The 23,571-nt window shown below is 72.1% G+C and carries 23 protein-coding genes and 1 pseudogene; 12 read left to right on the top strand and 12 right to left on the bottom strand.

What is annotated here, in order from left to right; genetic code table 11:
* Nucleotides 1–63 precede the first annotated feature (63 nt).
* Entirely contained in the window at nt 64–231 is a 168-nt protein-coding gene (locus tag FS770_RS02255; RefSeq protein ID WP_082810297.1) for a DUF3117 domain-containing protein, read from the top strand.
* 85 nt (nt 232–316) lie between these two features.
* Here the strand turns inward: FS770_RS02255 and FS770_RS02250 are convergent, their stop codons facing one another.
* The 3 genes from FS770_RS02250 to FS770_RS02240 are packed head-to-tail and all read right to left on the bottom strand — an operon-like array spanning nt 317 to nt 1,802.
* Nucleotides 317–688: a fluoride efflux transporter FluC gene (locus FS770_RS02250; RefSeq protein ID WP_145009590.1), complete on the bottom strand. Its 372-nt coding sequence runs from the start codon at nt 686–688 to the stop codon at nt 317–319.
* Nucleotides 685–1,173 (bottom strand): fluoride efflux transporter FluC, encoded by a 489-nt coding sequence (locus FS770_RS02245; RefSeq protein ID WP_144942053.1) that lies wholly within the window; start codon nt 1,171–1,173, stop codon nt 685–687. The genes FS770_RS02250 and FS770_RS02245 overlap by 4 nt, the downstream gene beginning before the upstream one ends.
* The gene (locus FS770_RS02240) at nt 1,170–1,802 is read right to left on the bottom strand and encodes an O-methyltransferase (protein ID WP_144942055.1); all 633 of its coding nucleotides are present in this window, start codon (nt 1,800–1,802) and stop codon (nt 1,170–1,172) included. The genes FS770_RS02245 and FS770_RS02240 overlap by 4 nt, the downstream gene beginning before the upstream one ends.
* A gap of 254 nt (nt 1,803–2,056) precedes the next feature.
* Between FS770_RS02240 and FS770_RS02235 the strand changes: the two genes are divergently transcribed.
* Nucleotides 2,057–2,740: a hypothetical protein gene (locus tag FS770_RS02235; protein WP_144942057.1), complete on the top strand. Its 684-nt coding sequence runs from the start codon at nt 2,057–2,059 to the stop codon at nt 2,738–2,740.
* A gap of 45 nt (nt 2,741–2,785) precedes the next feature.
* Nucleotides 2,786–3,145, top strand: a complete 360-nt coding sequence (locus FS770_RS02230; RefSeq protein WP_144942059.1) for a twin-arginine translocase TatA/TatE family subunit — start codon at nt 2,786–2,788, stop codon at nt 3,143–3,145.
* On the opposite strand, the gene FS770_RS02225 is transcribed toward FS770_RS02230, so the two are convergent.
* Genes FS770_RS02225 through FS770_RS02215 form a run of 3 tightly spaced genes read right to left on the bottom strand, consistent with a single transcriptional unit; the run spans nt 3,146 to nt 6,199 of the window.
* Entirely contained in the window at nt 3,146–4,333 is a 1,188-nt protein-coding gene (locus FS770_RS02225; protein WP_144942061.1) for an Mrp/NBP35 family ATP-binding protein, read from the bottom strand.
* A complete protein-coding gene (locus FS770_RS02220) occupies nt 4,330–4,908 on the bottom strand; it encodes a DUF1003 domain-containing protein (protein ID WP_144942063.1) in 579 nt (192 codons plus the stop codon). Before FS770_RS02220 ends, FS770_RS02225 begins: the two co-directional genes overlap by 4 nt.
* Nucleotides 4,901–6,199: a magnesium transporter MgtE N-terminal domain-containing protein gene (locus tag FS770_RS02215; protein ID WP_126874962.1), complete on the bottom strand. Its 1,299-nt coding sequence runs from the start codon at nt 6,197–6,199 to the stop codon at nt 4,901–4,903. The genes FS770_RS02220 and FS770_RS02215 overlap by 8 nt, the downstream gene beginning before the upstream one ends.
* A 162-nt stretch (nt 6,200–6,361) precedes the next feature.
* Between FS770_RS02215 and FS770_RS02210 the strand changes: the two genes are divergently transcribed.
* The gene (locus FS770_RS02210) at nt 6,362–7,444 is read left to right on the top strand and encodes a general stress protein (protein ID WP_186366665.1); all 1,083 of its coding nucleotides are present in this window, start codon (nt 6,362–6,364) and stop codon (nt 7,442–7,444) included.
* Between the two features lie 111 nt (nt 7,445–7,555).
* Here FS770_RS02210 and FS770_RS02205 read toward each other — a convergent pair whose 3' ends face one another.
* Nucleotides 7,556–9,163, bottom strand: a complete 1,608-nt coding sequence (locus FS770_RS02205; RefSeq protein ID WP_145009587.1) for an aminopeptidase P family protein — start codon at nt 9,161–9,163, stop codon at nt 7,556–7,558.
* A gap of 121 nt (nt 9,164–9,284) precedes the next feature.
* Between FS770_RS02205 and FS770_RS02200 the strand changes: the two genes are divergently transcribed.
* Nucleotides 9,285–10,136 carry a PHP domain-containing protein gene (locus tag FS770_RS02200; RefSeq protein WP_144942067.1) on the top strand — a complete coding sequence of 284 codons (852 nt, stop codon included), beginning with the start codon at nt 9,285–9,287 and terminating at the stop codon, nt 10,134–10,136.
* A gap of 171 nt (nt 10,137–10,307) precedes the next feature.
* On the opposite strand, the gene FS770_RS02195 is transcribed toward FS770_RS02200, so the two are convergent.
* From FS770_RS02195 to FS770_RS02175, 5 genes are all read right to left on the bottom strand, one after another.
* On the bottom strand, nt 10,308–11,180 hold the full coding sequence (locus FS770_RS02195; protein WP_144942069.1) for a DNA-methyltransferase: 873 nt from the start codon (nt 11,178–11,180) through the stop codon (nt 10,308–10,310).
* Nucleotides 11,181–11,185: 5 nt separating this feature from the next.
* Nucleotides 11,186–12,889: a DEAD/DEAH box helicase gene (locus tag FS770_RS02190; RefSeq protein WP_145009584.1), complete on the bottom strand. Its 1,704-nt coding sequence runs from the start codon at nt 12,887–12,889 to the stop codon at nt 11,186–11,188.
* A 352-nt stretch (nt 12,890–13,241) separates the two neighbouring features.
* Nucleotides 13,242–13,475: a DUF3107 domain-containing protein gene (locus tag FS770_RS02185; protein ID WP_055086565.1), complete on the bottom strand. Its 234-nt coding sequence runs from the start codon at nt 13,473–13,475 to the stop codon at nt 13,242–13,244.
* 91 nt (nt 13,476–13,566) lie between these two features.
* On the bottom strand, nt 13,567–14,247 hold the full coding sequence (locus tag FS770_RS02180) for a TetR/AcrR family transcriptional regulator (protein ID WP_145009581.1): 681 nt from the start codon (nt 14,245–14,247) through the stop codon (nt 13,567–13,569).
* A gap of 40 nt (nt 14,248–14,287) precedes the next feature.
* Nucleotides 14,288–15,604 carry a glutamyl-tRNA reductase gene (locus tag FS770_RS02175; RefSeq protein ID WP_145009579.1) on the bottom strand — a complete coding sequence of 439 codons (1,317 nt, stop codon included), beginning with the start codon at nt 15,602–15,604 and terminating at the stop codon, nt 14,288–14,290.
* 173 nt (nt 15,605–15,777) lie between these two features.
* On the opposite strand from FS770_RS02175, the gene hemE reads away from it, so the two are divergent.
* From hemE to hemB, 7 genes and pseudogenes are all read left to right on the top strand, one after another.
* Nucleotides 15,778–17,016, top strand: a complete 1,239-nt coding sequence (hemE, locus tag FS770_RS02170; protein WP_145009576.1) for a uroporphyrinogen decarboxylase — start codon at nt 15,778–15,780, stop codon at nt 17,014–17,016.
* Nucleotides 17,013–18,524 carry a protoporphyrinogen oxidase gene (hemG, locus tag FS770_RS02165; protein WP_145009573.1) on the top strand — a complete coding sequence of 504 codons (1,512 nt, stop codon included), beginning with the start codon at nt 17,013–17,015 and terminating at the stop codon, nt 18,522–18,524. Before hemE ends, hemG begins: the two co-directional genes overlap by 4 nt.
* 107 nt (nt 18,525–18,631) lie before the next feature.
* Entirely contained in the window at nt 18,632–19,360 is a 729-nt protein-coding gene (gene hemQ, locus FS770_RS02160; protein ID WP_145009571.1) for a hydrogen peroxide-dependent heme synthase, read from the top strand.
* A gap of 1 nt (nt 19,361) precedes the next feature.
* Entirely contained in the window at nt 19,362–20,573 is a 1,212-nt protein-coding gene (locus FS770_RS02155; RefSeq protein WP_145009568.1) for a ferrochelatase, read from the top strand.
* Nucleotides 20,570–21,514 carry a hydroxymethylbilane synthase gene (gene hemC / locus FS770_RS02150; RefSeq protein WP_145009564.1) on the top strand — a complete coding sequence of 315 codons (945 nt, stop codon included), beginning with the start codon at nt 20,570–20,572 and terminating at the stop codon, nt 21,512–21,514. The genes FS770_RS02155 and hemC overlap by 4 nt, the downstream gene beginning before the upstream one ends.
* Nucleotides 21,511–22,416, top strand: a pseudogene (locus FS770_RS13970) (uroporphyrinogen-III synthase); the annotation flags it as partial. The gene hemC and the pseudogene FS770_RS13970, both read left to right, overlap by 4 nt.
* Before the next feature lie 138 nt (nt 22,417–22,554).
* Nucleotides 22,555–23,547, top strand: coding sequence for a porphobilinogen synthase (gene hemB, locus FS770_RS13965; protein ID WP_244944749.1), 993 nt, complete (start codon nt 22,555–22,557; stop codon nt 23,545–23,547).
* Nucleotides 23,548–23,571: the final 24 nt, after the last annotated feature.

Genomic DNA, 23,571 nt, shown 5'->3' with positions numbered 1-23,571 from the left:
CCGGACCAGTGTGTGTGTTCGATACCATGGAGGGCGTCAGTACACACGAAGAGGAGCTCTCAGATGGCGGCCATGAAGCCGAGAACTGGTGACGGACCCATGGAGGTCACCAAAGAAGGACGCAGCCTGATCATGCGGGTCCCCCTGGAAGGCGGCGGGCGTCTGGTGGTCGAGCTCAAGGCGGACGAAGCGGCGGAGCTGCGCGAGTGCCTGGCGTCGGTGACCCAGTAGCACCGGCGTCCACCCCACCTCATGCAGCGAGGGCCCCCGAAACCGGGGGCCCTCGCTGTGTGTTTGGGGTCTTCCGAGGGGGGATTCAGCCGGCCCAGTGCGCGCCGAGTCTCATGCCGGCGGCGGCGGCGAGCAGGCTCCAGAACGCCGTGCCGAGCACCATGGCCAGCATGGCGCCGCCGCGGTGGCCGCGGGCCAGTCGAACGGCGTCCACCATCGCGGTGGAGAACGTGGTGTAGCCCCCGCACAGCCCCGTTCCCAGGGCCATGGTCCACACGGGACCGAGCACCATGCCCAGCCCGCTCACGAGCCCCAGCACGAACGAACCCGTGACGTTGACGACGATCATGGCCCACGGGAACGGACGCTTTTGACGCGAGGCGATCAGCCGGTCCACGAGGAAGCGCAGCACCGCGCCGGCGGCACCGCCCAGGGCGACGGCGAGCACGGCGATCACGGGGCCCCTCCATCCTGGGTGGCGCGCCCGGCGGCGTCGGACGAGCGCTGCAGTGCAGGTGCCGGATCCCCTCGCCCGGCCGCAGGACGGTCCCGCAGGGCGCTGCCGGCGAGAACCCCGAACGCTGCAGCGAGCAGACCGGCCCCGAGCGTGACCACGGCGTAGCCGAACGCCCCGGCGGAGTCACCGCCGTCGACCAGCTGCCACATCTCCTCGGCGAACGCGGAGTACGTGGTGAAACCGCCCAGCAGACCGGTGCCCACCAGCAGCCGCACGGTGTGGGCGCGCGTGCTCTCAACACCGGGGCGGGTCAGGAACTCCAGCAACAGGCCCAGCAGGAACGCACCCAGGGCGTTGACGGCGAACGTGGGCCAGTGCCACAGGGACCCTGCGGGCAGCACGTGGGCGACCCCCCAGCGGCCCAGGCTGCCGAGCGCTCCGCCGACGGCCACGAGCGCGGCGTCCCGCACGGGTGCCCGGCTCACCGGCGGACGGCCAGCAGCACGCCGGTGCCGGTGGACAGCACCGCGGTGGACAGCCTCGGCTCGTCGCGCAGCGTGCGCACGACCTCCCGCATGGCCACGGTCTCCTCCTGGCGCTGCGCGGGCTGGGGCACGAGGTCCTGGTGCAGGGCGTCGTTGACCACGAGCATCCCGCCGCGGCGCAGCAGCCGGGCACCCTCGATCACGTAGTCGGCCGTGCTCGCCACATCCGCGTCGATGAACACCATGTCGTAGGCGTTCTCGGTGAGTCGCGGCAGCACGAGCCCAGCCGCCCCGGAGATGGTGCGGGTGCGCTTGGTCTCGAACCCGGCCTCCCGGAACGTGTCTCGCGCGGCGCGCAGGGCACGGATGTCCGTGTCGATCGTGGTGAGGACGGACTCGGCGGGCATCCCGCGCAGCAGCGCGAGGCCCGAGACACCCGCACCGGTGCCCACCTCCACCGCGGTGGCGGGGCGGGCCGACGAGGCGAGGACGGTCAGCAGCGCGGCGGTCGCCGGGGTCACGGGGTCCAGCCGCAGGGCCAGGGAGCGCTCGCGGGCACGGAAGGCGGTCTCGTCCTCCGTGGCGTAGGCCTCGCAGTAGGCCCAGCTCGTGGTTTTATCCGTGGTCATGGACGCGGGGTGCCCTTCGCTGCTGTGTCTCGACGGTGCGCTCCCGGGTCCAGTGGACCCCGCGCTCCGCGGTTGGTGGACACGGCCTCGCGGCCGGGTCTCTTCGCTAGGCTCAGCTTATCGCGGACCGTGCGCGGCGTCGGGAACACCCGGAGGACGCCCAGAGCTCTGTCAGGCTCCTGCACCACAATGGTCGCCGGAACGGCCCGGAACGGAGCCACCACCGGGGACGAGCTGAGCGGGAAGGGGAGCACATGGCCACACGTCTCGAGGGCCCTAGCACCCCGCGCACTCGTCTGCCGGGCAGGCGCACCGCGGGGCTCGTGGCCGCCGTTGCGGCGTGCGTGTGCGTGGCGCTGCTGACCGCGGTGGCGTTCACCGTGGGCAAGCGCTCGCAGCCGGAGGAGCAGCTCAGCGCCCGGGCCACCGCCACGTGGGCGCCCGGGGCCCAGGGGATGGTGGACACGACCTCCGAGTCGGACATCGGCACCCTCCGCTCCCAGGGCTGGGCGCTGCCTAGCCTCTCCTCGCAGGGCTACTCCATCGCGGACATCCGCCAGACCCGGGTGGGCGGACAGCCCGCCGTCGTGCTCTCCCTGCACAACGACCACGGCACCGTGACCATTGTGGAGCAGCGCGGACGGGTGAACGCGGAAAACCCACTGGACGGCGTCACCGGGTTGCCGGTGAGCGCGGAGGGCATGGCGGCCTCCTCGATCTCCGGGTCCAGGATGTGGCTGGAGCGCCGCGAGTGGCGCGCCGTCGTGGCACGCACGGACGCGGTCTACACCGTGACGTCCCAGACCCCTCCGGCGACCATGGCGCAGACGGTCAGCGGAATCGTGGCGGAGGACCGGGGTCGGGTGAGTTTGCCCTCCGCGCAGGACGAGGGGTTCGCCGCCACCGTGGCGGACGGGCTCCGGAAGATGTTCGGGTAGGAGCGCCCCCGCGGGGGAGCTCCCTGACGTTGATAGGCTCGGCGAGTGTTCGGGATTTCTGGCGGAGAAGCCATCATCATTCTCATCGTGGCCCTGGTGATCATTGGGCCCGAACGGCTTCCCGAGTACACGCAGAAGTTCAAGGAGATGGTCAAGGCCGTCCGCCGCTACGCCACGGGTGCCACGGACGACCTCAAGGAGACCCTGGGCCCGGAGTTCTCGGACCTCGACTGGCGCAAGCTAGATCCCCGGCAGTACGACCCCCGTGTGATCGTGCGGGAGGCCCTGCTGGAGGAGGACCAGGACCGCGCGGCGCAGTCCCCCCGCGAACCTGCGCCGGGCACTCCCACGGTGCGACGGCTGGCCCGCGGCGAACGGGCGCCGTTCGACACCGAGGCCACCTGATCAGCCCCTCGGCGTGATTCCGAGGCTCTTCCCGGCGAGTCCCCGGCCCTGCTCGTCCAGAGCCCGGGCCACGTCCCACATCGCGGTGGCCGCGGGGGAGTCGGGGTTCGCCCACACAGCGGGAACCCCCCGGTCAGAGGCCTCCCGCACGGTGACGTCCAGGGGCACGCTGCCCAGCAGGGGGACGTCGTAGCCCAGCCGCTCGGTGAGGGACCTGGCGATCGTCTCGCCCCCGCCGGACCCGAAGACCTCCATCCGGGTGCCGTCTGGCATCACCATGGCGGACATGTTCTCCACGACCCCCGTGACCCGCTGCTCCGTCTGCTCGGCGAGCGTCCCCGAGCGCTGCGCCACGCTCACGGCAGCGTGCTGCGGGGTGGAGACCACCACCACGCCGGAGCGCGGCAGCAGCTGGCCCACCGAGATCGCGATGTCCCCGGTGCCCGGGGGCAGGTCCAGCAGCAGGTGGTCCAGGTCCCCGAAGTGCACGTCCGTGAGGAACTGCTCCACGGCCCGGTGCAGCATGGGGCCGCGCCACGCGACCGGTTGGGACGGGTCCACGAACATCCCGATCGAGATGACCTTAATGACACCGCGGGACCGGTGCCCGGCTCCCGCAGCGCTGTCCTCGGGCCGCCGGTCCACGCCCTCCGGGACCTCGACGACGGGCGGCAGGATCATGTCTCCCACGCGCGTGGGCGCCTGCGTGATGCCCAGCAGACCGGGCACGGAGAAGCCGTGGATGTCCGCGTCCACGATGCCCACGGTGCGTCCCATCGCTGCGAGCGCCGCCGCGAGGTTCACCGTGACGCTCGACTTTCCCACGCCGCCCTTGCCACTCGTGACAGCGTGCACACGCGTGAGGGTGTGCGGGTCGGCGAAGGGGTTGCTGCGGTGGTGGCCGAGACGTTCCTGCAGCTCCTGGCGCTGGGCCGGGGTCATCACCCCCACGTCAATGGTGACGTCCGTGACCTCGGGGACCTCCCGCAGGGCGGCGGTGAGGTCCGCCTCGATGGTCGAGCGCAGCGGGCACCCGGAGACGGTCAGCAGCACGCTGACCCGCGCCGCCCCGTCCTCCAGGGTTGCCGAGGGGATCATCCCCAGCTCCGTGACGGGGCGGCGCAGCTCGGGGTCGAGCACCCCGTCCAGGGCGGCTCGCAGCCGTGGGTCGACGTCATCCGTGGTCATCGCCGTGCTCCGTCCGTGTTCTTGGGCTGCGCGTCCTGCGCACCGCGCTGCGCCGCGCGCTCGTCCTGGTCCTGGATGATCTCCTCGAGCAGCCCGCGCAGCTCGGAGCGCACGTAGTCGCGGGTGGCGACCTCGCGCAGCGCGATCCGCAGGGACGCGATCTCCCGGGTGAGGTACTCGGTGTCCGCGAGGTTCTGCTGACCACGCTTGCGGTCCTCCTCCGCGACCACGCGGTCACGGTCGTCCTGCCGGTTCTGCGCGAGCAGCAGCAGGGGAGCCGCGTAGGAGGCCTGCAGCGAGAGCATCAGAGTGAGCAACGTGAAGTTCAGCGACCGGGGGTCGAACTGGATCTCCTCGGGGGCCATGGTGTTCCACCCGAGCCAGATGGCCACGAAGACCGTCATCCACAGCAGGAACTGGGGGGTGCCCATCCACCGAGCGATCGACTCGGTGGACTGGCCGAAGGCGTCCGGGTTGGGCCGGAACCGGGTGAGGAACTCCTGGCGCTTCTCCCGCGGCTGGTCCAGGGGACCGGGGGAGTACTGCGAGGACGGGTTCTGTCTTGAGCTACTCATACCGCTTGCCCACCTTTCGAACAGGGGTTCCGTCGTCGTACGTGCGCCAGTCCTCGGGCAGCAGGGCGTCCAGGACGTCGTCGATCGTGACCGCGCCCACGAGCCGGTCCTGGTCGTTGACGACGGGCAGGATCGTGAGGTCGTACGAGGCCAGCTCGCGCGCCACGTCTGCCAGGGATGCCTGGTCCGAGACGGGCTCGATGGAGCGGTCGATCAGGTTGCCGATGGCCTCGGGCGGGGGATAGCGCAGCAGCCGCTGGGTGTGCACGAAACCCAGGTACTTGCCCGTGGGAGTCTCCAGGGGCGGGCGGCACACCAGCACCGCGGACGCCGCTGCGGGGATGATCTCCTCCTGGCGGATGTGCGCCAGGGCCTCCGCGACCGTGGCCTCCGGGGAGAGCACGATGGGCACGGGGGTCATCAGCGAACCGGCGGTGCCCTCCTCGTACTCGCGCAGTCGTCGGACGTCCTCGGCGTCCTCGGGCTCCATCATGGTGATCAGTCGCTCGGCCTCTGCCTCCGGTAGCTCGTTGAGCAGGTCCGTGGCGTCGTCCGGGTCCATCTCCTCGAGCAGGGCGACGGCGCGCTCGTTGTCCAGGTGCGTGAGGATGAACACCTGGTCCTCCTCGGGCAACTCCTCCAGGACGTCCGCGAGGCGTTCGTCTTGCAGCTCTGCGGCGATCTCGAGCTTGCGCTTGTCCGGCATGTCCCGCAGCTCGTCCGCGAGGTCCGCCGCCTGGTCCTCCTCGTGCTGCGCGACCCACTGGGTGGCCGGCTGGTGGCCCGCGTTGGAGGGGTCGTCCGTGTCCTCCCAGTCCACGATCAGCGTCTGGTTGCGACGCCGGATCAGACCACCGGTCGTCTGAGAGCGGCGCACGAAGAGCTGCGAGATGACCCAGTCCCCCCGGTTGCCGGACTTCTCCATGGCGACGTCCTCGATGGTCGCCGTGCCGGAGCCGTCCAGGAGCACCACCGTGCGGTCGAAGAGCTCTCCCACCGCTAGCGTCTCGGCACCTCGCTGCTCGAAGCGGCGCAGGTTCACCAGGCCCGTGGAGATGATCTGGTCCGCGTCGATGCTCGTCACCCGGGTCATGGGCACGAACACGCGTTTCTTTCCCAGCACCTCCACCACGAGACCCACCACGAGGGGACGGTTCATCACCGACGGGCGGGAGCCGGGGCGCAGCAGGACCACGACGTCGCGCAACCGCCCCAGGCGGTCGCCCAGGGGGTCGAAGACGTCCAGGCCGATGAGCCTGGCGACGAAGATCTTGGAAAGGTTTGTGCTCACCTGCCCAGCCTAGTGAACACGGCGACACGCACGCATTCCGGGCGCGGAGATCCGGTTCACGGGCCCCGCGGAGAGGGGAGGGGGGCGTCGTCGTGTTCACCGGTCGCGATGCCCCGGCGTTCTCCCGGCGGGCTCCGGGGCGGATACGGGACAATGGTGGACATGAGCAACTCGAGTCGAGGTCCCGCACAGCTGTCCATCGCCCCGGAGATGCCGCGCGGCGAGGTGGTCGGTCGCTACCGCACCTACGCGCAGGCACAGAAGGCTGTGGACCACATGGCGGACGAGAACTTCCCCGTGGCCATGGTCTCGATCATCGGAAGCGACCTGAAGTCCGTGGAGCAGGTCACCGGGCGCCTGTCCTACCCGCGCGTAGCCCTGCAGGGTGCGCTCAACGGCGTGGTCTTCGGTGCGTTCTTCGGCCTGCTCATGTCCCTGCTGGGCGGCGCGAACATGGCGGCCTCCCTGGGGCTGACCATGGTGCTGGGTGGCGCGTTCTGGATGCTGATGGCCACCATCACGTACGCGATGTCACGCGGCAAGCGGGACTTCACGTCCACGAGCCGGATCGTTGCGGGCAGCTACGAGGTGCTGGCGGCGCCGGAGGTCGCGGGCCAGGCGCGGCAGGTGCTCAGCGCCATGGAGCGCGGCCAGGCCGCGGGACAGAACGGCCAGGGCCAGCCCCCCGCCGGGTTCGGCGGGCAGGCGCCGCAGGGCGGCCAGTGGGGCGGCCCGCAGCAGGGCGGCCCCCGCAACGGCGGCTTCCAGGGCGGACCGGGCCAGGGTGCACCGCAGCAGCGGCCCCCGTACGGCGGCCCCGCGCAGAACGGCCAGTACGGCAACAACGGCCAGGGCGCCCCGTCGCAGCCCTACAGTCCCGAGCCCTACAACCCGCAGTCCCAGGATCCGCGGACCCAGTCGTCGTCCGCGGGCGGCACCGGCTACGCCGGGGACGCGGCGCGCCCCGACGGCTCCACCGCCGCGGGCCAGTCCGCACAGGAGAGCGCCAACCGCTCGGCGAAGTTCCCCGACCTGCCGGACGGCCGCCCCCAGTACGGCATCCGCATCGACCCCGAGGCCAACGGCACGCCCACGGCCCCCGCGGCCCGCCCCGAGTCCGACCAGAGTCAGCCTGCCCAGGCCCAGCCGGAGCAGACGGCGCCGTGGAACCGCCCGTCCGGCGACGACGCCGCCCAGCGTACGGACGAGACGGAGCGCCTGCCGCAGGACCGCCGCGACTCCTGAGCCGGGACTGGGCGCTCGTCACCCCCACCCCCCCCTACGAAAGAGACCGCGCCCCGCACCATCTCGGTGCGGGGCGCGGTCTCTGCCGTTCGGCGTATCCCGAGCGGGAGGTCAGGCGGCGGGTCCCGCGGCGGGGCCCACGTTCTGGTCCCGGTTCCAGATGCCCTGGATCCAGGACTCGACGTCCTCCGGGCGGCGGGGCAGCGCCTCGGAGAGGTTCTCGTTGCCCTGCTCGGTGATCAGGACGTCGTCCTCGATGCGCACGCCGATCCCGCGGTACTCCTCGGGGATCGCGAGGTCCTCGTTCTTGAAGTACAGCCCGGGCTCGATGGTGAAGACCATGCCCGGTTCGATGACGGCGTCCAGGTACAGCTCGCGCTTGGCCTGCGCGCAGTCGTGGACGTCCAGACCCAGGTGGTGGCTCGTGCCGTGGGGCATCCAGCGGCGGTGGTGCTGCCCGGCCTCGGACAGGGAGACCTCCGCGGAGACGGGAAGCAGCCCCCACTCCTCGAGCCGCTGGGCGAGCACCGTCATGGCGGCCGCGTGCACGTCGCGGAAGCGGTTGCCGGGCACAGCGACCTCGAATGCGGCGTCCGCGGCGTCGAGCACCGCCTGGTAGATCCGGCGCTGCACGTCCGTGTAGCTGCCGTCCACCGGCAGGGTGCGGGTGAGGTCCGCGGTGTAGAGGGACTCGGCCTCCACCCCGGCGTCCACGAGGATCAACTCACCGGGCTTCACGGAGCCGTTGTTGCGGATCCAGTGCAGCACGGTGGCGTTGTTGCCGGCGGCGGCAATCGTGTCGTAGCCGAGGTCGTTGCCCTCCAGGCGGGCACGCGAGAAGAACGCCCCCTCGACCACACGCTCACCGCGCTCGCCGCCGATCGCGCGCGGCAGCACGGAGACGATGTCCTCGAAGCCGCGGATCGTCGCGGCCACGGCCTCGCGCAGCTGGGCGACCTCGTACCGGTCCTTGACCAGGCGCAGCTCGCTCAGCGCCTCGGACAGGGTGGCGTCCTTCGCGTCCGACTGCTCGAGGTCCACGCCAGTGTTGATCCGGGAGGTGTCCACGAGCGCGTCCATGTTCAGGTCCACGTCCCGCACGAGCCGGATGCTCAGACCGCCCAGGGCCGAGTTGCCGGCATCCTTCGTGACCGCGGTCTCCAGTGCGGAGAGGTCCTGCGTGGGCAGCGCGAACTCGTCCTGAAGCTGCTCGAGCGTGGGGCGCGGACCCACCCAGAACTCGCCGTTCTTGGCGTCCGCGTAGAACTCGGCGGAGTCCCGCCCGGCCATCGGGTGGAAGTAGAGGGTGGCCACGTGCCCCGAGCCGTCGTCCCCGGCTCCCTCGTCGGTGGGCTCCATGACCAGCACGGCCTCGGGCTCGTGGTCCACGCCCATGCCGGTCAGGTGGGCGAAGGCCGAGTGGGGACGGAAGCGGTAGTCGGTGTCGTTGGAGCGCACCTTCGGCGCGCCGGCCGGGACCACGAGGCGCTCACCCGGGAACAGTCGCGAGAGCCGGGCGCGGCGGGCGGCGGCGAACTCAGCGACCTCGGAGCGCGGCGTCGTCGTGTGCTCCGGCGCGGCCCAGCCGGAGGCCATGAACTCGCGGAACTGCTCGTTGTCGGGGCGCTGGGACCGGTTGTCCACGCGCTGCTCCATGGGCTGCGCGGCGTCCTCGCTCGCGTGCCCGGATGCTGTGGCGTGCTCTGAGCCCTGCGTCATGGGGCGCTCATCTCCTTCGCGGCGCGGATCCTCGCGCCCGTGGGGTCTGGTGGTGTCCGATCCATAGTGTCACGACGGTCAACCGGGCGGCGCGTGGGAGCCCGCGGGTATCGTGGCACGGGTGAAGATCGACCTGCACACCCACTCCATCGCCTCGGACGGCACCCAGACTCCCGCGGACGTGGCCCGCTCAGCCCGCGAGGCCGGACTCAACGTCTTCGCGCTCACGGACCACGACACGACGGCGGGCTGGCAGGAGGCTGGCGACGCCGCCGTGCGCCTCGGGGTGGCATTCGTCCCGGGGATGGAAGTCACATGCACCACGCAGGACGGGATCTCGGTGCACATGCTCAGCTACCTCCACGACCCCGGATACCAGCCGCTCGTGGAGCGGATCGAGGAGTGCCGCAGCAACCGCCTGACGCGGGCGCGCAGCATGGTGGAACTGCTCGCGGAGGACTACCCGATCTCGTGGCAGGACGTGCAGCACCAAGTGGGTCCGGGCGCCACGGTCGGGCGCCCGCACATCGCGGACGCCCTCGTGGAGCTCGGAGTGGTGCCCACCCGCTCCGCGGCGTTCTCCGGCCTGCTCTCGGGCCGATCCAAGTACTACGTGCGCCACCGGGCCCTGGACCCGGTGGAGGCCATCAAGCTCGTGCGTGCGGCGGGCGGGGTCCCGGTGTGCGCGCACCCCATGGCGCCGCTGCGGGGACGCGTGGCGAGCGCCGCGGACTTCGACGCCATGATCGACGTCGGGCTCGCCGGTCTGGAGGTGGCCCACCGGGACAACCCGGACGAGTCCCGCGCGATCCTCATGAAGCTCGCCGCGGAGCACGACCTGATCGTCACAGGCTCCAGCGACTACCACGGCGCGGGCAAGCCCAACCGGCTGGGGGAGAACTCCACCTCTGTGCGTTCGCTCACGAGGATCTGCGAACAGGCCACCTCTGGCGTGGAGGTGCGCTGGCCCTGAGGTCGGCAGCGGTGACCGGAGCGCGGCGTCGTCGGCGAGGGGCGGCCGCGACCTCTGGTCAAGCCGTCTCCCCACCGGATGGAAAGCAGGTGCTGCCGTCGGTTCGGGACCGGTGGTCGGGACAGTCGGTGGGCGGCGCGTCGTCCTCGGCCTGCTCGGCGAACGGCCCGCTCAGGGGGCGCGCAGCACCGGGACGCCCGGGAGGCGGCGGTGCATGACCGCCACGGACTCCGGGTTGCTGTCCACCAGCACGAACCGGCGGTCCAGGGCGGCGCAGACCGCGCCGGTGGTCCCGGAGCCGGCGAAGAAGTCGAGCACCCAGTCACCGGGGCGCGATGACGCCGTGACGATGCGCCGCAGCACCCCCTCCGGCTTCTGGGTGGGGTAGCCGGTCTTCTCCCGGCCCGTGGGGGAGACGATCGTGTGCCACCACACGTCCGTGGGCAGCTTGCCGCGGGCGGCCTTGGCCGGGCCCACGAGACCGGGGGCCATGTACGGCTCGCGGTCCACGTCCTCGGAGTTGAAGTGGTAGGCGTCCGGGTCCTTCACATAGACCAGGATGGTGTCGTGCTTCGCGGGCCAGCGCTTGAGCGTGCGCGCCCCGAAGTCGTAGGCCCAGACGATCTCGTTGAGGAAGCACTCCCGCCCGAACAGGGCGTCCAGCAGGATCTTCACGTAGTGCACCTCGCGATAGTCCAGGTGCACGTACAGGGTCCCGTGGCTGGCGAGCACGCGCCGGGCGTGCAGCAGCCGGGGCTCCAGGAAGCCCAGGTAGTCCGCGAAGGAGTCCTCGTAGCGGCGCAGGCTGCCGAGCACCGTCTCGTAGGAGCGGCCCGCGAAGCCCACGCGGTCGCCCTCGCCCGCCGCACGGTGGATGGAACGGGTGGTGCGCCGCACCTGGTCCCGGCCCGTGTTGAACGGGGGATCCAGGTAGATCAGGGAGAAGCTCTCGTCCGGCAGCGACTCCAGGACCGTGAGGTTCTCACCGGCCACCACGGCACTGACGCCCTGCGGGTCGAACGCGAAGGGCGCCCGCGCCGTCATCCGCCTCAGTCCTGGGCGGCGGGGGAGTTCTGCTCGCCCTGGGCGGGCCGGTTCTGACCCGAGGGACGGCGTCGCCGACGACGCCGCTTCGCCCCGGTTCCCGAGTTCTCCATGGACTTCTCGCGTGGAGCCCGGGTGGAGTCCTCGCGGGAGCCCTCACCGCCGGCCTTCTCGCCAGCGGAGCCGTCCCGCGAGCGCTCGCCCGAACGGCCGGGGCCATCCGAGCGACCGCGGCCCGAGCCCCGGGAGCGGCTACGGCCGGAGCCGCCGCCGGAAGTGCCCGAGCGACGTCGTGACCCCGAGCCGTCGCGCGAGCCGCCCGGGGAGCGCTTGTCGCCGCGCGCCGGGCGGGCGTCGCCCAGGTCCTCGAGCTCCTCGCCGGCGAGGCCCTCGAGCGTGCGCTGGGAGCGGGGCAGCTTGCCCTTGGCCGTGCGCGGGATGTCGAGGTCCGTGTAGAGGTGCTCGGAGGATGAGTAGGTCTCCACGGGCTCGGGGATGCCGAGATCCAGGGCCTTGTCGATCAGCCGCCAGCGGGGGACGTCGTCCCAGTCCACGAACGTGATGGCCGTGCCCTTGTTGCCTGCGCGCCCGGTGCGGCCCGTGCGGTGCAGGTAGGTCTTCTCGTCCTCGGGGCACTGGAAGTTGATGACATGGGTGACGTCCTCCACGTCGATGCCGCGGGCGGCCACGTCCGTGGCGACCAGCACGTCAACCTTGCCGTGGCGGAAGGCGCGCAGCGCCTGCTCACGGGCACCCTGGCCGAGGTCCCCGTGCAGGGGAGCGGCGGCGAAGCCACGGTGGATCAGCTCGTCCGCGAGCTTCGCGGCTGCGCGCTTGGTGCGCGTGAAGATGATGCTGCGTCCGCGGCCCTCGGCCTGCAGGATGCGCGCCACCACCTCATCCTTGTCCAGGTGGTGTGCGCGGTAGATGACCTGGCGGATGTCCTTCTTGGTGGTGCCCTCGTCCGGGGCGGCCGCGCGGATGTGCATCGGGTGGGTCATGTAGCGGCGCGCCATGGCGACCACGGGGCCCGGCATGGTGGCCGAGAACAGCATGGTCTGTCGCACCTCGGGAACGCTCGCGAGCAGCTTCTCGACGTCCGGGAGGAAGCCGAGGTCCAGCATCTCGTCCGCCTCGTCCAGTACGACCATGCGCACGTGGCTCAGGTCCAGGTAGCGCTGCCGGCTGAGGTCGATCAGGCGCCCGGGGGTGCCCACCACGACCTCCACGCCCTTCTCCAGCTCGGCGATCTGCGACTCGTAGGGCCGCCCGCCGTAGATCGTGGCCACGCGGGCGTTGCGGGTCTTCGCGGCGATCGCGAGGTCGCTGCCCACCTGCACGGCGAGCTCACGCGTGGGGACCACGATCAGGGCCTGGGGGGCGCCAGGCTTCTTGAGCTGCTCCCACCCGGCGTCGTCCCGCCCCACGGCGCGCTGCAGCGCGGGGATGCCGAAGCCGAGGGTCTTGCCCGTGCCGGTCTTGGCCTGGCCGATGATGTCCTGCCCGGACAGCGCGATGGGCAGCGTCATGGCCTGGATGGGGAACGGGGAGGTGATGCCGTGGGCGGCGAGGGCGTCCACGATGTCCTGGCGGACGCCGAAGTCCGCGAACGTGGTCTCGGCCACGGGCTCGGCGGTCTCGACGGCCTGGGTCCCGGCCTCGTCGAGCTCGGGGGCTTCGTCCTGCGGTGTTGCGGTGATGTCGGTCACGAAAGTCCTTCACGGGTTGGCGCGGGGCACGAACCGCGGTGTCCGCTGCCGAGTCCGTCCTGGTGGACGGGCGGCGCGGGCCGGGGGCCGCCGCGCGGTGAGAGGAAGCCGATCGTGAAACGCACCCCGTCCGAGCGCTCTGCGGAGGGCGCTGGGGCTCTCCGGGCGGGATCCTCGAAAACGGGTGACAAGTGAACGTGACGGTCTCGTGGGACGACCGGTCATCCTGGCAAACAGTCCCAGTGTACCTGCTGCACGCACGGTGCCCCCGGACGGGAGGTCCGGGGGCACGCACGGCGGGTCCTGGTGGTGGCGCCGGGCGGCGTCGGGCGTCCCGGGGCGTTTGAGCGGATCAGCCGAGGGGCAGCGGCGTGAAGCCCACCTTGCGCTTGGTCTCCTGGCCGGTCTCCACGTAGCCGATGCTCGCGGCGGGGACCACGGTGGTGCTGCCCTTGGTGTCCTGGAGCACGAGCGGCGTGCCGGACTGCAGGGCCTCGCTGACCTTGGCCTGGACCTCCTCCGCGCCGAGCTCCGAGTTCACGACGAGCTCGCGGGCCACGTTCTGGATGCCGATCTTGATTTCCATGGCTTGCCTCCTGCGACGGCGCGCGCTCACCGCGCGCCGGTGGGTGTCCTGTGTGCCGGACTCGGTGCCACCTCCGGGGCGGCGTGCCGTGTCAGGCGTGATCGTCGCCGCTCAGTCTAGGAGCCGCCTCGGCCCGGCCCTCGTCGAGCATCCTGATTCCGCCCCAGGCTAAACGGAAAACCTGCTCCTGCACCTCCTCCCGGGGGCCGGAGTCCGGGTGGTTGACCCAGAACACCGCGGAGGACTGCACCATGTGCACGAGACCGCGGGAGAGCAGGGTGGCCTGCAGCGCGGGGATGCCCGCGTTGGGTCCCAACAGGGCTGCCACGGCCTCCGCGACCCGCTCGTAGAACTCGTCCAGCTGGGCGGCAACCTCCGGGAAGGACATCAGGTCCGCGGAGAACACGAGCTTGTGGGCCACGGGGCTGGTGCACACGAAGCCGAAGTGCGTGTCGATCACGTTGCGCACCCGCTCCTTGTCCGTGTCCGCAGCGGACAGGGAGGCCTCCAAGCGCTCGGAGAGCTCCCGGAGCGTGAACTCCACGAGGCCGAGGAACAGCTCACGCTTGCCGGGGAAGTGCTGGTACAGCACGGGCTTGGACACACCCGCCGCCGTGGCGATCTCGTCCATGGACGTGGCGTGGTAGCCGCCCTCGGAGAAGACCCGCAGGGCGGTGCTGAGTAGCTGCTCCCGACGCTGGTCCCGGCTCATCCGGCGTGCTCGGGGGTGCTCGGAACGGCTGCGCGCCTCGCCGAGATCGGTCGCGTTCATGGGGTCCTCCTCCGGTCCGGGCGGCACGCCCGTGGTGTCGTCATCCCGCGGCACGCGGTCGGGGGGTGTCTGAGGAGGATCGTTCAGCGGGGGGTTCCTGTGCTTCCCCTGCGGTGCTGGGTGAACCGACCTCCAGGCCGTACAGCGCTTCCAATCCGGTGATGTACTCGTCCGCGCGGCCCTCGGCGGCGAGCTGGCGGGCCCGCACGGTGGGCGTGTGCAGCAGCGAGCGCACCATGCGGCGCATGGCCAGCTCGATCTGCTCTTCCGCACCCGTGCAGCCGTGGTGGGTGCGGACCTTCTTGAGCTCCGCGTCCAGCACGGACATGGTGTGCTTGCGCAGTGCCACGATCGCCTCGTCCATGCCCCGTGCGCTGCGGGCCGCCTCGAAGCGCTGGGCCGCGTGATCCACGATCTCCCGCGCGGCACTCACGGACTCGAGGGTCTCCTCGGGTGCGGCCACGCGCACGGACTCCAGGGTGATCAGTTCCACCTCGGGCAGGTCCGCGACGGCGGGGTCGAAGTCCCGCGCCAGGGCGAGGTCGACCACCGTGCGGGGCCCCTCCGGGAACACGTCCGCGGGCATGGGCGCCGAGCCTCCGGAGCAGCCGATGACGACGTCGGCCCGGCGCAGCGCCGCGGGCAACTCCACCTGCGTGACGGGGGAGCCGCCGCGCTGGTCCGTGAACTGCTGGGCGCGCCCGGAGCCGGAGTAGACCTCGATGTCCGCGCAGCCTCGGTCGCGAAGGGCAGCCATGGTGGCGCCGGCGTAGGCGCCGGTGCCGAAGACCAGGGCGCGGCGGCGGGGCCACTGCCCGGGGGTGATGTCATCCGCGAGGTCGAGGGCCACCGAGACGATGGACCGGCCACGCTCGCCGAGCGCGGTGCGGGTGCCCACCTCGCGCGCGGTGCGGGCGGCGGCCTCGAAGAGCTGGACGAGGTGGGGGGAGGCGGTGCCGGACTGGCGGGACTGGTTCAGGGCGCGTCGCACCTGACCGGTGATCTCCCGCTCGCCGACGACGGCGGACTCCAGCCCGGATACCACGGTGAAGAGGTGGCGGGGCACGCCCTCACCCTCGTGCGCGTCCATGGTCTCGAGCACGAAGCCCGCGTCCAGCCCGCAGCGTTCGGAGATCCGTTGGGCAACGTCCTGCTGGGCCCGGTGCACGAGACCGGGGGCCTCGCCCGGGACCTCGCCGTAGAACTCCAGCCGGTTGCAGGTGGACAGCGTCACGGCGCCCGCCAGCGCTCCCGTGGAGACGGCGTCCTCGGCCACACCGAGGGCTCCGGTGCTCAACCGGGCAACAGTGTTGAGGTCAACGGATCGGTGGGATGCGACAAGACAGAAGAGAACCACAATCAAGCCATCCTAGACGAAGTCGATGCGCTACGCCCAGCATAGCCACGGGCGGCCCCTGGGCCCGGAAGGGCAGCCCCTCGACTCGGGCAGGCGGGCGGGCCCGGCACCGGGCGGGACGGACAGTCCGTCGCCAAAAGTCCCAGGTCTCCTTTGGCACAATGGGGAGCACTATGGCTTCCCAGATCGAGCGCGACGGCGACCACCGCGACCCCCTCAGCAGCGAGACCCCCGCCGCGGCCGCGCCAACCGTGGCGGACGGCACGGGCGGGTCCCGCCGGGCCGCGCCAGGACCGGGCACGCCAGGCCCGGACGCGGCAGGGGTGCACGAGGCAGTCTGGGCGCGGCGCCTGTCCCGCGTGCCGCAGGGCCACCCGCTGCACGGCACGGTCCGTGACTCTGCTCTCATCCGCACGCTGTGCGCCCTGCCGGTCCCGCACACCCCCGTGTGGTTCATGCGTCAGGCGGGCCGCTCCCTGCCGGAGTACCGCGAGGCGCGCCGAGGCACGGGGATGCTCGAGGCGTGCCTCGACCCGGCCCTCGCGGCGGAGATCACGCTGCAGCCGGTGCGCCGCCACGGCGTGGACGCCGCCATCTTCTTCTCGGACATCGTGGTTCCCATGAAGCTCGCGTCCGTGGACGTGGACATCGTCGCCGGGCGCGGCCCGGTGCTGGCGCATCCGGTGCGCACCGCCGCGGACGTCGCCGCCCTGCCCGAGCTGCCGGACGCGGCCCTGGACCCGATCCGCGAGGCTGTGTCCCGCACCGTCGAGGAGCTCGGGGACACCCCTCTGATCGGCTTCGCGGGAGCCCCGTTCACCATTGCCGCCTACGCGGTGGAGGGCGGGCCGTCCCGGGACCACCTGCGGCCGCGCACGATGATGCACGCGGACCCCTCGGCCTGGAACGCCCTGGCGCAGTGGGCGGCCCGCACCTCCGGGGCGTTCCTGCGGGCGCAGGTCGAGGCCGGGGCGAGCGCCGTGCAGCTGTTCGACTCATGGGCCGGCTCCCTCTCGCTCGCGGACTACGAGCAGCACGTCCGGGCGCACTCTGCGCAGGCGCTCGCGGCGGTCGAGGACCTCGGCGTGCCCCGGATCCACTTCGGCACCGGCACGGGGGAGCTGCTGGGTGCCATGCGCGACGCCGGTGCGGACGCCGTGGGCGTGGACTACCGGATCCCGCTGGACGAGGCCTCCCGGCGGCTGGGGGAGCGTACCGTGGTGCAGGGCAACATCGACCCCGCCCTGCTGGGCGCACCGCGGGAGGTCCTGCACGAGCACACCCGGGACGTCCTGCGCCGCGGCCGCACCGCACCCGGACACGTGGTCAACCTGGGCCACGGTGTTCCCCCGGAGACGGACCCGGACGTGCTGAGCGAACTCGTGACCTTCATCCACAAGGAGACCCGGTGACAACTTCCTCCGGTGAGAAACGGCGCACCCCCAGGCGCCCTCGGACCGCACTCGTGGTGGGTGGCGGCGTGGCGGGTCTCACGGCCGCGCGCGATCTCGCCGCGGCGGGGCTGCGCGTGACCCTGGTGGAGGCCTCCGACCACTTCGGCGGGGCCGTGGGTGCACACCAGGTTGCGGGACTCGTGCTGGACTCCGGCGCCGAGTCCTTCGCCACCCGTTCCACCGCCGTCCCGGAGCTGCTGGACGAGCTCGGTCTCGCGGACCGGGTGGTCACCCCGGACCCGGCGGGCTCTTGGCTCTACCTGCCCGAGGGCGCCATCCCCGCACCGCACTCGGGCGTGCTGGGGATTCCCGCGGATCCCTCCGACCCCGAGCTGCGAGTCCCCCTGGGACGCGCCGGACTCGCGCGGGCACGGCTGGACCGGGTGCTGCCCGCGACCGTGGGAGCCGGCGAGCGCACCGTGGGCGGTCTCGTGCGCGCCCGCATGGGTCAGCGCGTCGTCGACAGGCTCGTGTCCCCGTTCGTCTCCGGCGTCTACTCCATGCACCCGGACCGTCTGGATGTCGACGCCGTCGCGCCCGGTCTGCGCAGCAGACTGCGAGAGCTCGGCAGCCTGGGGGCCGCGGCCGGCGCGCTGCGCGAAATCACCCCCGCCGGCTCGAACGTCGCGGGGCTCGACGGCGGGATGAATCTGCTGAGCGAGCGCCTGGTGGACGACGCCGAGCGGCTGGGCGTCAAGCTCGTCACCCGCTACGACGTGATCGCGCTGGACCGCGATCCCCGCCGGCCGGGCTGGATGGTCATCCAGCGCCAGCCCATGGACGGGGACAAGACGGCTGTGGCGCGCGGCGAGCTGCTCGTGATGGCCACGGACGGGCCCACCGCGGTGCGCCTGATGGGCAGCCACATGCAGGACGCCCAGAACTACACCCCGCGCTCCGGTCCGCGCATTGCGCTGGCCACGCTCGTGCTGGACTGCCCCGCCCTGGACCCCGCCCCGCGCGGCACGGGTCTGCTCGTGAGCGAGGACGTCCGGGACGTCCGCGCGAAGGCCCTGACCCACGCGAGCGCCAAGTGGAAGTGGGTGGCCCGGGAGGCCGGTGAGCACCGGCACGTCCTGCGGCTGTCCTACGGCCGTGCGGCGCAGCGCGGCTCCGGCCCCTCCCCGGAAGTGGCGCTGGAGGACAAGCACCTCATCGCCCTGGCCCTGGGGGACGCCAGCACGCTGCTGGGGGTCCCCATCGAGCCGGAGCAGCTCGTGGGTGCGGACGTCGTGCGCTGGCACGCGGCGCTGCCACGCACGGATGCGGGGCACAGCGCCCGAGTCACGGGCTTCCGCCGGGCGCTGAAGGAGATCCCGGACGCCGCCGCCGTGGGCGCGTGGCTGTCCGGAACGGGTCTCGCGGCGGTTGTCGCGGACACCCGAAAGCAGGTCCGCACGCTGCTGGAGCACCACGGCTACGACACCGGCACCCCCTCGGGGAGCGCGGGCACGAGCCCGCACTAGGCACCGCGGTGCGCGGGCGTCGTCGTCGTGGGCAAGGAGGCCCGTGCGCGGCGGCGGACGCGCGGCGCGGAACGGAAGAGAACGAGAAGTCGAAAGGAACGCACAGGATGAGTGAGCACGCAGCGAAGACGCAGGAGCACGGCGGCCAGGAGGCCGCGCAGGGCGGCGGGGACAAGCTCTACTGGTCCCAGTACACGGTGCTGGAGCGCACGGGTGACCGGGCGCAGGACGCGGACTCGGCGGCCAGCAGAGAGAGCTTCGACGCCCTCGTGGCGCGGCTGGCGGAGCGGGACGTGACCGTGCGGGGCGTGTACGACGTCTCCGGGATGCGCGAGAGCGCGGACCTGATGCTCTGGCTGACCGGCAAGGAGCCGGACGCCCTGCAGTCCGCCGTGCGCGAGCTGCGCCGGGAACCGCTGGTGGCCGGCACCCGCCAGTCCTGGAACGCCATGGGCGTGCACCGCGAGGCCGAGTTCACCTCGAACCACTCGCCGGCCTTCGCGCGGGGTGTCGAGCCGAAGGACTGGGTGTGCGTGTACCCGTTCGTGCGCTCCTACGACTGGTATTACATGAACCCCGAGCGCCGCAGCGAGATGCTCAAGAACCACGGCATGAAGGCGCGCGACTACCCCCAGGTGCTCGCGAACACCATCGCGTGCTTCGGGCTCAACGACTTCGAGTGGCTGCTGGCGCTGGAGGCCCCGGAGCTTGTGGACCTCGTGGACATGATGCGTCACTTCCGCAACACCGAGGCGCGGCTGCACGTGCGCGATGAGACCCCCTTCTACACGGGCCGCCGGATCCGCACGGACGAGATCGGTGAGGTCCTCGCCTGAGATGACTGAGATCCGCGACGACCAGACCAACGCCCTCAGCGCGGCGCGCAGCGCGGCGCCGCACGACTTCCAGGCCCTGATCCTCTCGTCCTTCGGCGGACCCGAGGGCCAGGAGGACGTCATCCCGTTCCTGCGCAACGTGACGCGCGGGCGCGGCATCCCGGACGAGCGGCTCGAGGAGGTGGCCACGCACTACCGTGCCAACGGCGGTGTGAGCCCCATCAACGCCCAGAACCGCGCGCTGCGGGACGCCCTCGAGGCGGAGCTCGCGCGGCGGGGGATCGAGCTGCCCGTGCTGCTCGCCAACCGCAACTGGGACCCGTACGTGGCGGACGTGCTGCGCGAGTGCCACGAGCGCGGCTACACGGACCTGCTGGTGATGGCCACGAGCGCCTACTCGGGCTACTCCAGCTGCCGCCAGTACCGCGAGGACTACGGCGTGGGACTCGAGGAGACCGGGCTGCAGGATCAGATGCACGTGGAGAAGATCCGGCAGTACTACGACTCCGAGGGCTTCCTGCGTCCCTACGCGCGCAAGCTGCGCGACTCGCTGCAGGCCCTGCGCTCCCGCACGGATGGCGGCCTGCGGGTGCTGTTCACCACCCACTCGGTGCCCATGACGGACGCCAACGCCGCCGGCCCGCAGCGCATGGACTTCGAGGGCGACTCCGCCTACGTGGCCCAGCACCTCGCCGCCGCCCGCTGGATCGTGGAGCAGGTGGGGGAGGAGATGGCCGACGTCGAGTGGGAACTGGTCTACCAGTCCCGTTCCGGGCCCCCGTCCATGCCGTGGCTGGAGCCGGACATCTGCGACGTCATCGAGTCGCTCCCTGAACAGGGTGTGACCGGAGTGGCCGTGGTGCCGCTGGGCTTCGTCTCCGACCACATGGAGGTGCTGTGGGACCTCGACACCGAGGCCCGCGACGCCGCCGCCGAGGCGCAGCTCGAGTTCGAGCGGATCCCCACGGCGGGAACGGACCCCGAGTTCGTAGCCGCCCTGGTGGACCTCGTGGAGCAGCGGCTGGGGACTCCCACCGCACCACCCAGGATCTCCGCGTGCTCGCGCGGCACCTGGTTCGACGAGTGCGCTCCGGACTGCTGCGTGAAGGTGTTGCACGGGCGGGACGAGCCCCGGCCCACGATCGCCCAGCGGCCGCAGGGGGAGCCCATCCCCGTGGACCTGGACGCTGACGGCGGGGTGGTCCTGCGGTGAGCGCCGACTTCTTCACCGTGGGCACCCGCGGCTCCCAGCTCGCGATGACCCAGACCCGCTGGGCCGCGGACGCCGTGACCCGCGCCGGGGGCGTGCCCCACGAGGTCGTCACCGTACGCACCGAGGGGGACGTCCTCACGGGTCCCCTCTCCCAGCTGGGTGGCACCGGCGTCTTCGCGACCGCCCTGCGCTCGCGCGTGCTGGAAGGGGACGTGGACCTCGCGGTGCACTCCCTCAAGGACCTGCCCACGGCGGACGTCGAGGGACTCGTGGTCGCCGCGCTGCCCGAGCGCGAGGACCCGCGGGACGCCCTGTGCGCCCGCGACGGCCTCACCCTGGAGGAGCTCCCCGAGGGGGCGGCCGTGGGAACGGGCTCGCCGCGGCGCGTCGCGCAGCTGCGGGCCCTGCGCCCGGACCTGCGCATCGTGGACATCCGCGGCAACGTGGGCACCCGCCTCAACCGCGTGGCGCCGGCGGACCCGGGAGATCTGGACGCCGTCGTGCTGGCCGCCTCCGGACTGATCCGGCTGGGACTCGAGGGACGGATCACCCAGTACCTGGACCCGCACCTGATGCTCCCCGCTCCCGGGCAGGGTGCGCTGGCGCTGGAGGTGCGCGCGGACCTGGACCCGGACACCGGGCTGGCCCGCGGCCTGACCGCCGTGGACCACCTGCCCACGCGCCTGGACGTCACCGCGGAGCGCACCGTCCTGGCGACGCTCGAAGCGGGCTGCGCGGCCCCGGTGGGCACGTACGCGCGCCTGGTGGACGGTGTCCTGGAGCTCGAGGTGGTCGTGGCCGACCCGGACGGCTCCGAGGTCATGCGGCACGCGGCGTCCCTGCCGGACGCGGACCTCGAGGGTGCCGCGGCCCTGGGCGCGCACGTGGCCCAGGAGCTGCTGGGCAACGGTGCCGGACGACTGGCGCGGTTGAGCCTGTGACCCCAGCGCGCGTGCTCATCACCCGCGATCCCGCCGCAGCGCACGAGCTCGCCGCGCTGCTGCGGGAGCGGGGCCACGAGCCGTGCGCGTCCCCGATGCTGGAGGCGCAGCGTCCGGCCGATCCCTCGGAGTTGGCGGGGCTGCTCGACCAGGCCGCTCACCCGTCCGCGCCCACGTGGCTGTGCGTGACGTCGGCCACCACGGTGGCCGCGCTCGACGCCGTTGCGGAGTCACCGGGCTGGGGCGCGCAGCTGGAGGCGGCGCGCGCCACGGGCCTGCTCCGTGTGGCCGCGGTGGGAGAGGCCACCGCCCGGGCGCTGGGGGAGTACGGTGTGGGGCTGGACTTCGTGCCGTCCCGCGTCCAGAGCGCGTCGGGAATGCTCGCGCAGTGGCCCGAGCGTCCTGGCGCACACCCGGGTGAGGGCGCTCGGGAGGCTCACCGCGCGTCCCGGCAGACGGGCGAGACGCCGCTGGCGCTCGTTCCCGTCTCGGCCCTCGGCTCGGACACCCTGGGCCAGGGTTTGCGCGAGCGGGGCTACGACGTGCGGCGGGTGACCGCGTACGAGATGGTACCCGTGCCCGCCCGACGGCCCGTGCCCCGCCGCCGTCCCGAGCCCCTGGCCGGGAACACGCCTGCCGGAGAACAGGCGAGCGAGGAACCGGCAGCGGTGGGGCCGACTGGCGCGGAGCCGGTGGTCGAGGAGCTGGCTCCGGGGGCCGCCCGGGCCGCCTGTGTGGCGGGTGGGGTGGCGGCGGTGGTGGTCACGGCACCGTCGCGGGCCGCCGCACTGCTCGACGGGCAGCGGCCCGCCGCCGACGTCGCATGGGTCGCGATCGGCGAGCCCACCGCCCGCGCGCTGCGGGAACGGGGCCTGAGCCCCGTGACCGCCACCTGGCCGACGCCGCGGGACCTGGCGGACGCGGTCGACGCCGCGCTCGGCACCGCACGACCCGACGGCCGCACCACGGCCGAAACAGACGCACGACCAACGACCTGCACCGACACGGATCAGGAGAACGAGAAGATGAACGACGACGAGATGTCCTACAACCTGGTGGCGCGCCCGCGCAGGCTGCGCACCACCCCCGCCATGCGCCGGTTCGCGGCCGAGACGCGGGTGACGCCCTCCGAGCTGATCCTGCCGGTCTTCGTCAAGGAGGGGCTGAGCGAGCCGCAGCTGCTCGCGTCCATGCCGGGCGTGGTCCAGCACAGCATGGACTCGCTGAAGCGCGCGGCCGCGGAGGCCGTGGAACTCGGTCTCGGCGGCTTCATGATCTTCGGTGTCCCCGAGACCCGCGACGCGGTGGGCTCGGCGGCGCTGGACCCGGAGGGGATCCTCAACCGCGGCATCCGTGCCGTGAGGGAAGAGGTGGGGGACGAGATCGTGGTGATGTCGGATCTGTGCCTTGACGAGTTCACGGACCACGGCCACTGCGGCGTGCTGGACGGGCAGGGCTGCGTGGACAACGACCGCACCCTGGAGATCTACGGTCGCATGGGCGTGGTGCAGGCGCAGGCCGGAGCGCACATGGTGGCTCCGTCCGGGATGATGGACGGTGAGGTGGGCGTGATCCGTGCCGCGCTGGACGCAGCCGGGCAGCAGGAGACCTCGATTCTCGCCTACAGCGCCAAGTACTCCTCTGCCTTCTACGGACCGTTCCGCGAGGCCGTGGACTCCACGCTCACGGGGGACCGCAAGGCCTACCAGATGGATCCCGCCAACCGCCGCGAGGCCCTGCTGGAGATGCAGCTGGACCTCGACGAGGGCGCGGACATGGTCATGGTCAAGCCGGCCATGAGCTACCTGGACATTCTGCGCGAGGTCGCGGACGCCTCCCCGGTGCCGGTCTCCGCGTACCAGATCTCCGGGGAGTACGCGATGATCGAGGCCGCCGCCGCGAACGGGTGGATCAACCGGGACGCCGCTGTGCGGGAGTCCGTGCTGTCCATCAAGCGCGCGGGCGCGAACTCAATCCTGACCTACTACGCCACGGAGCTCGCGAGGTGGTTCCGTGACGAGAACGGCCGGTAAACGCACGAGCGCCGCGCGTGGGTC

It is taken from the genome of Kocuria salsicia (genome assembly GCF_007681555.1).
GTDB lineage: Bacteria > Actinomycetota > Actinomycetes > Actinomycetales > Micrococcaceae > Kocuria > Kocuria salsicia.
The sequence above is the reverse complement of the archived record's forward strand: the minus strand, read 5'-3'. Positions and strand labels throughout refer to the sequence as shown.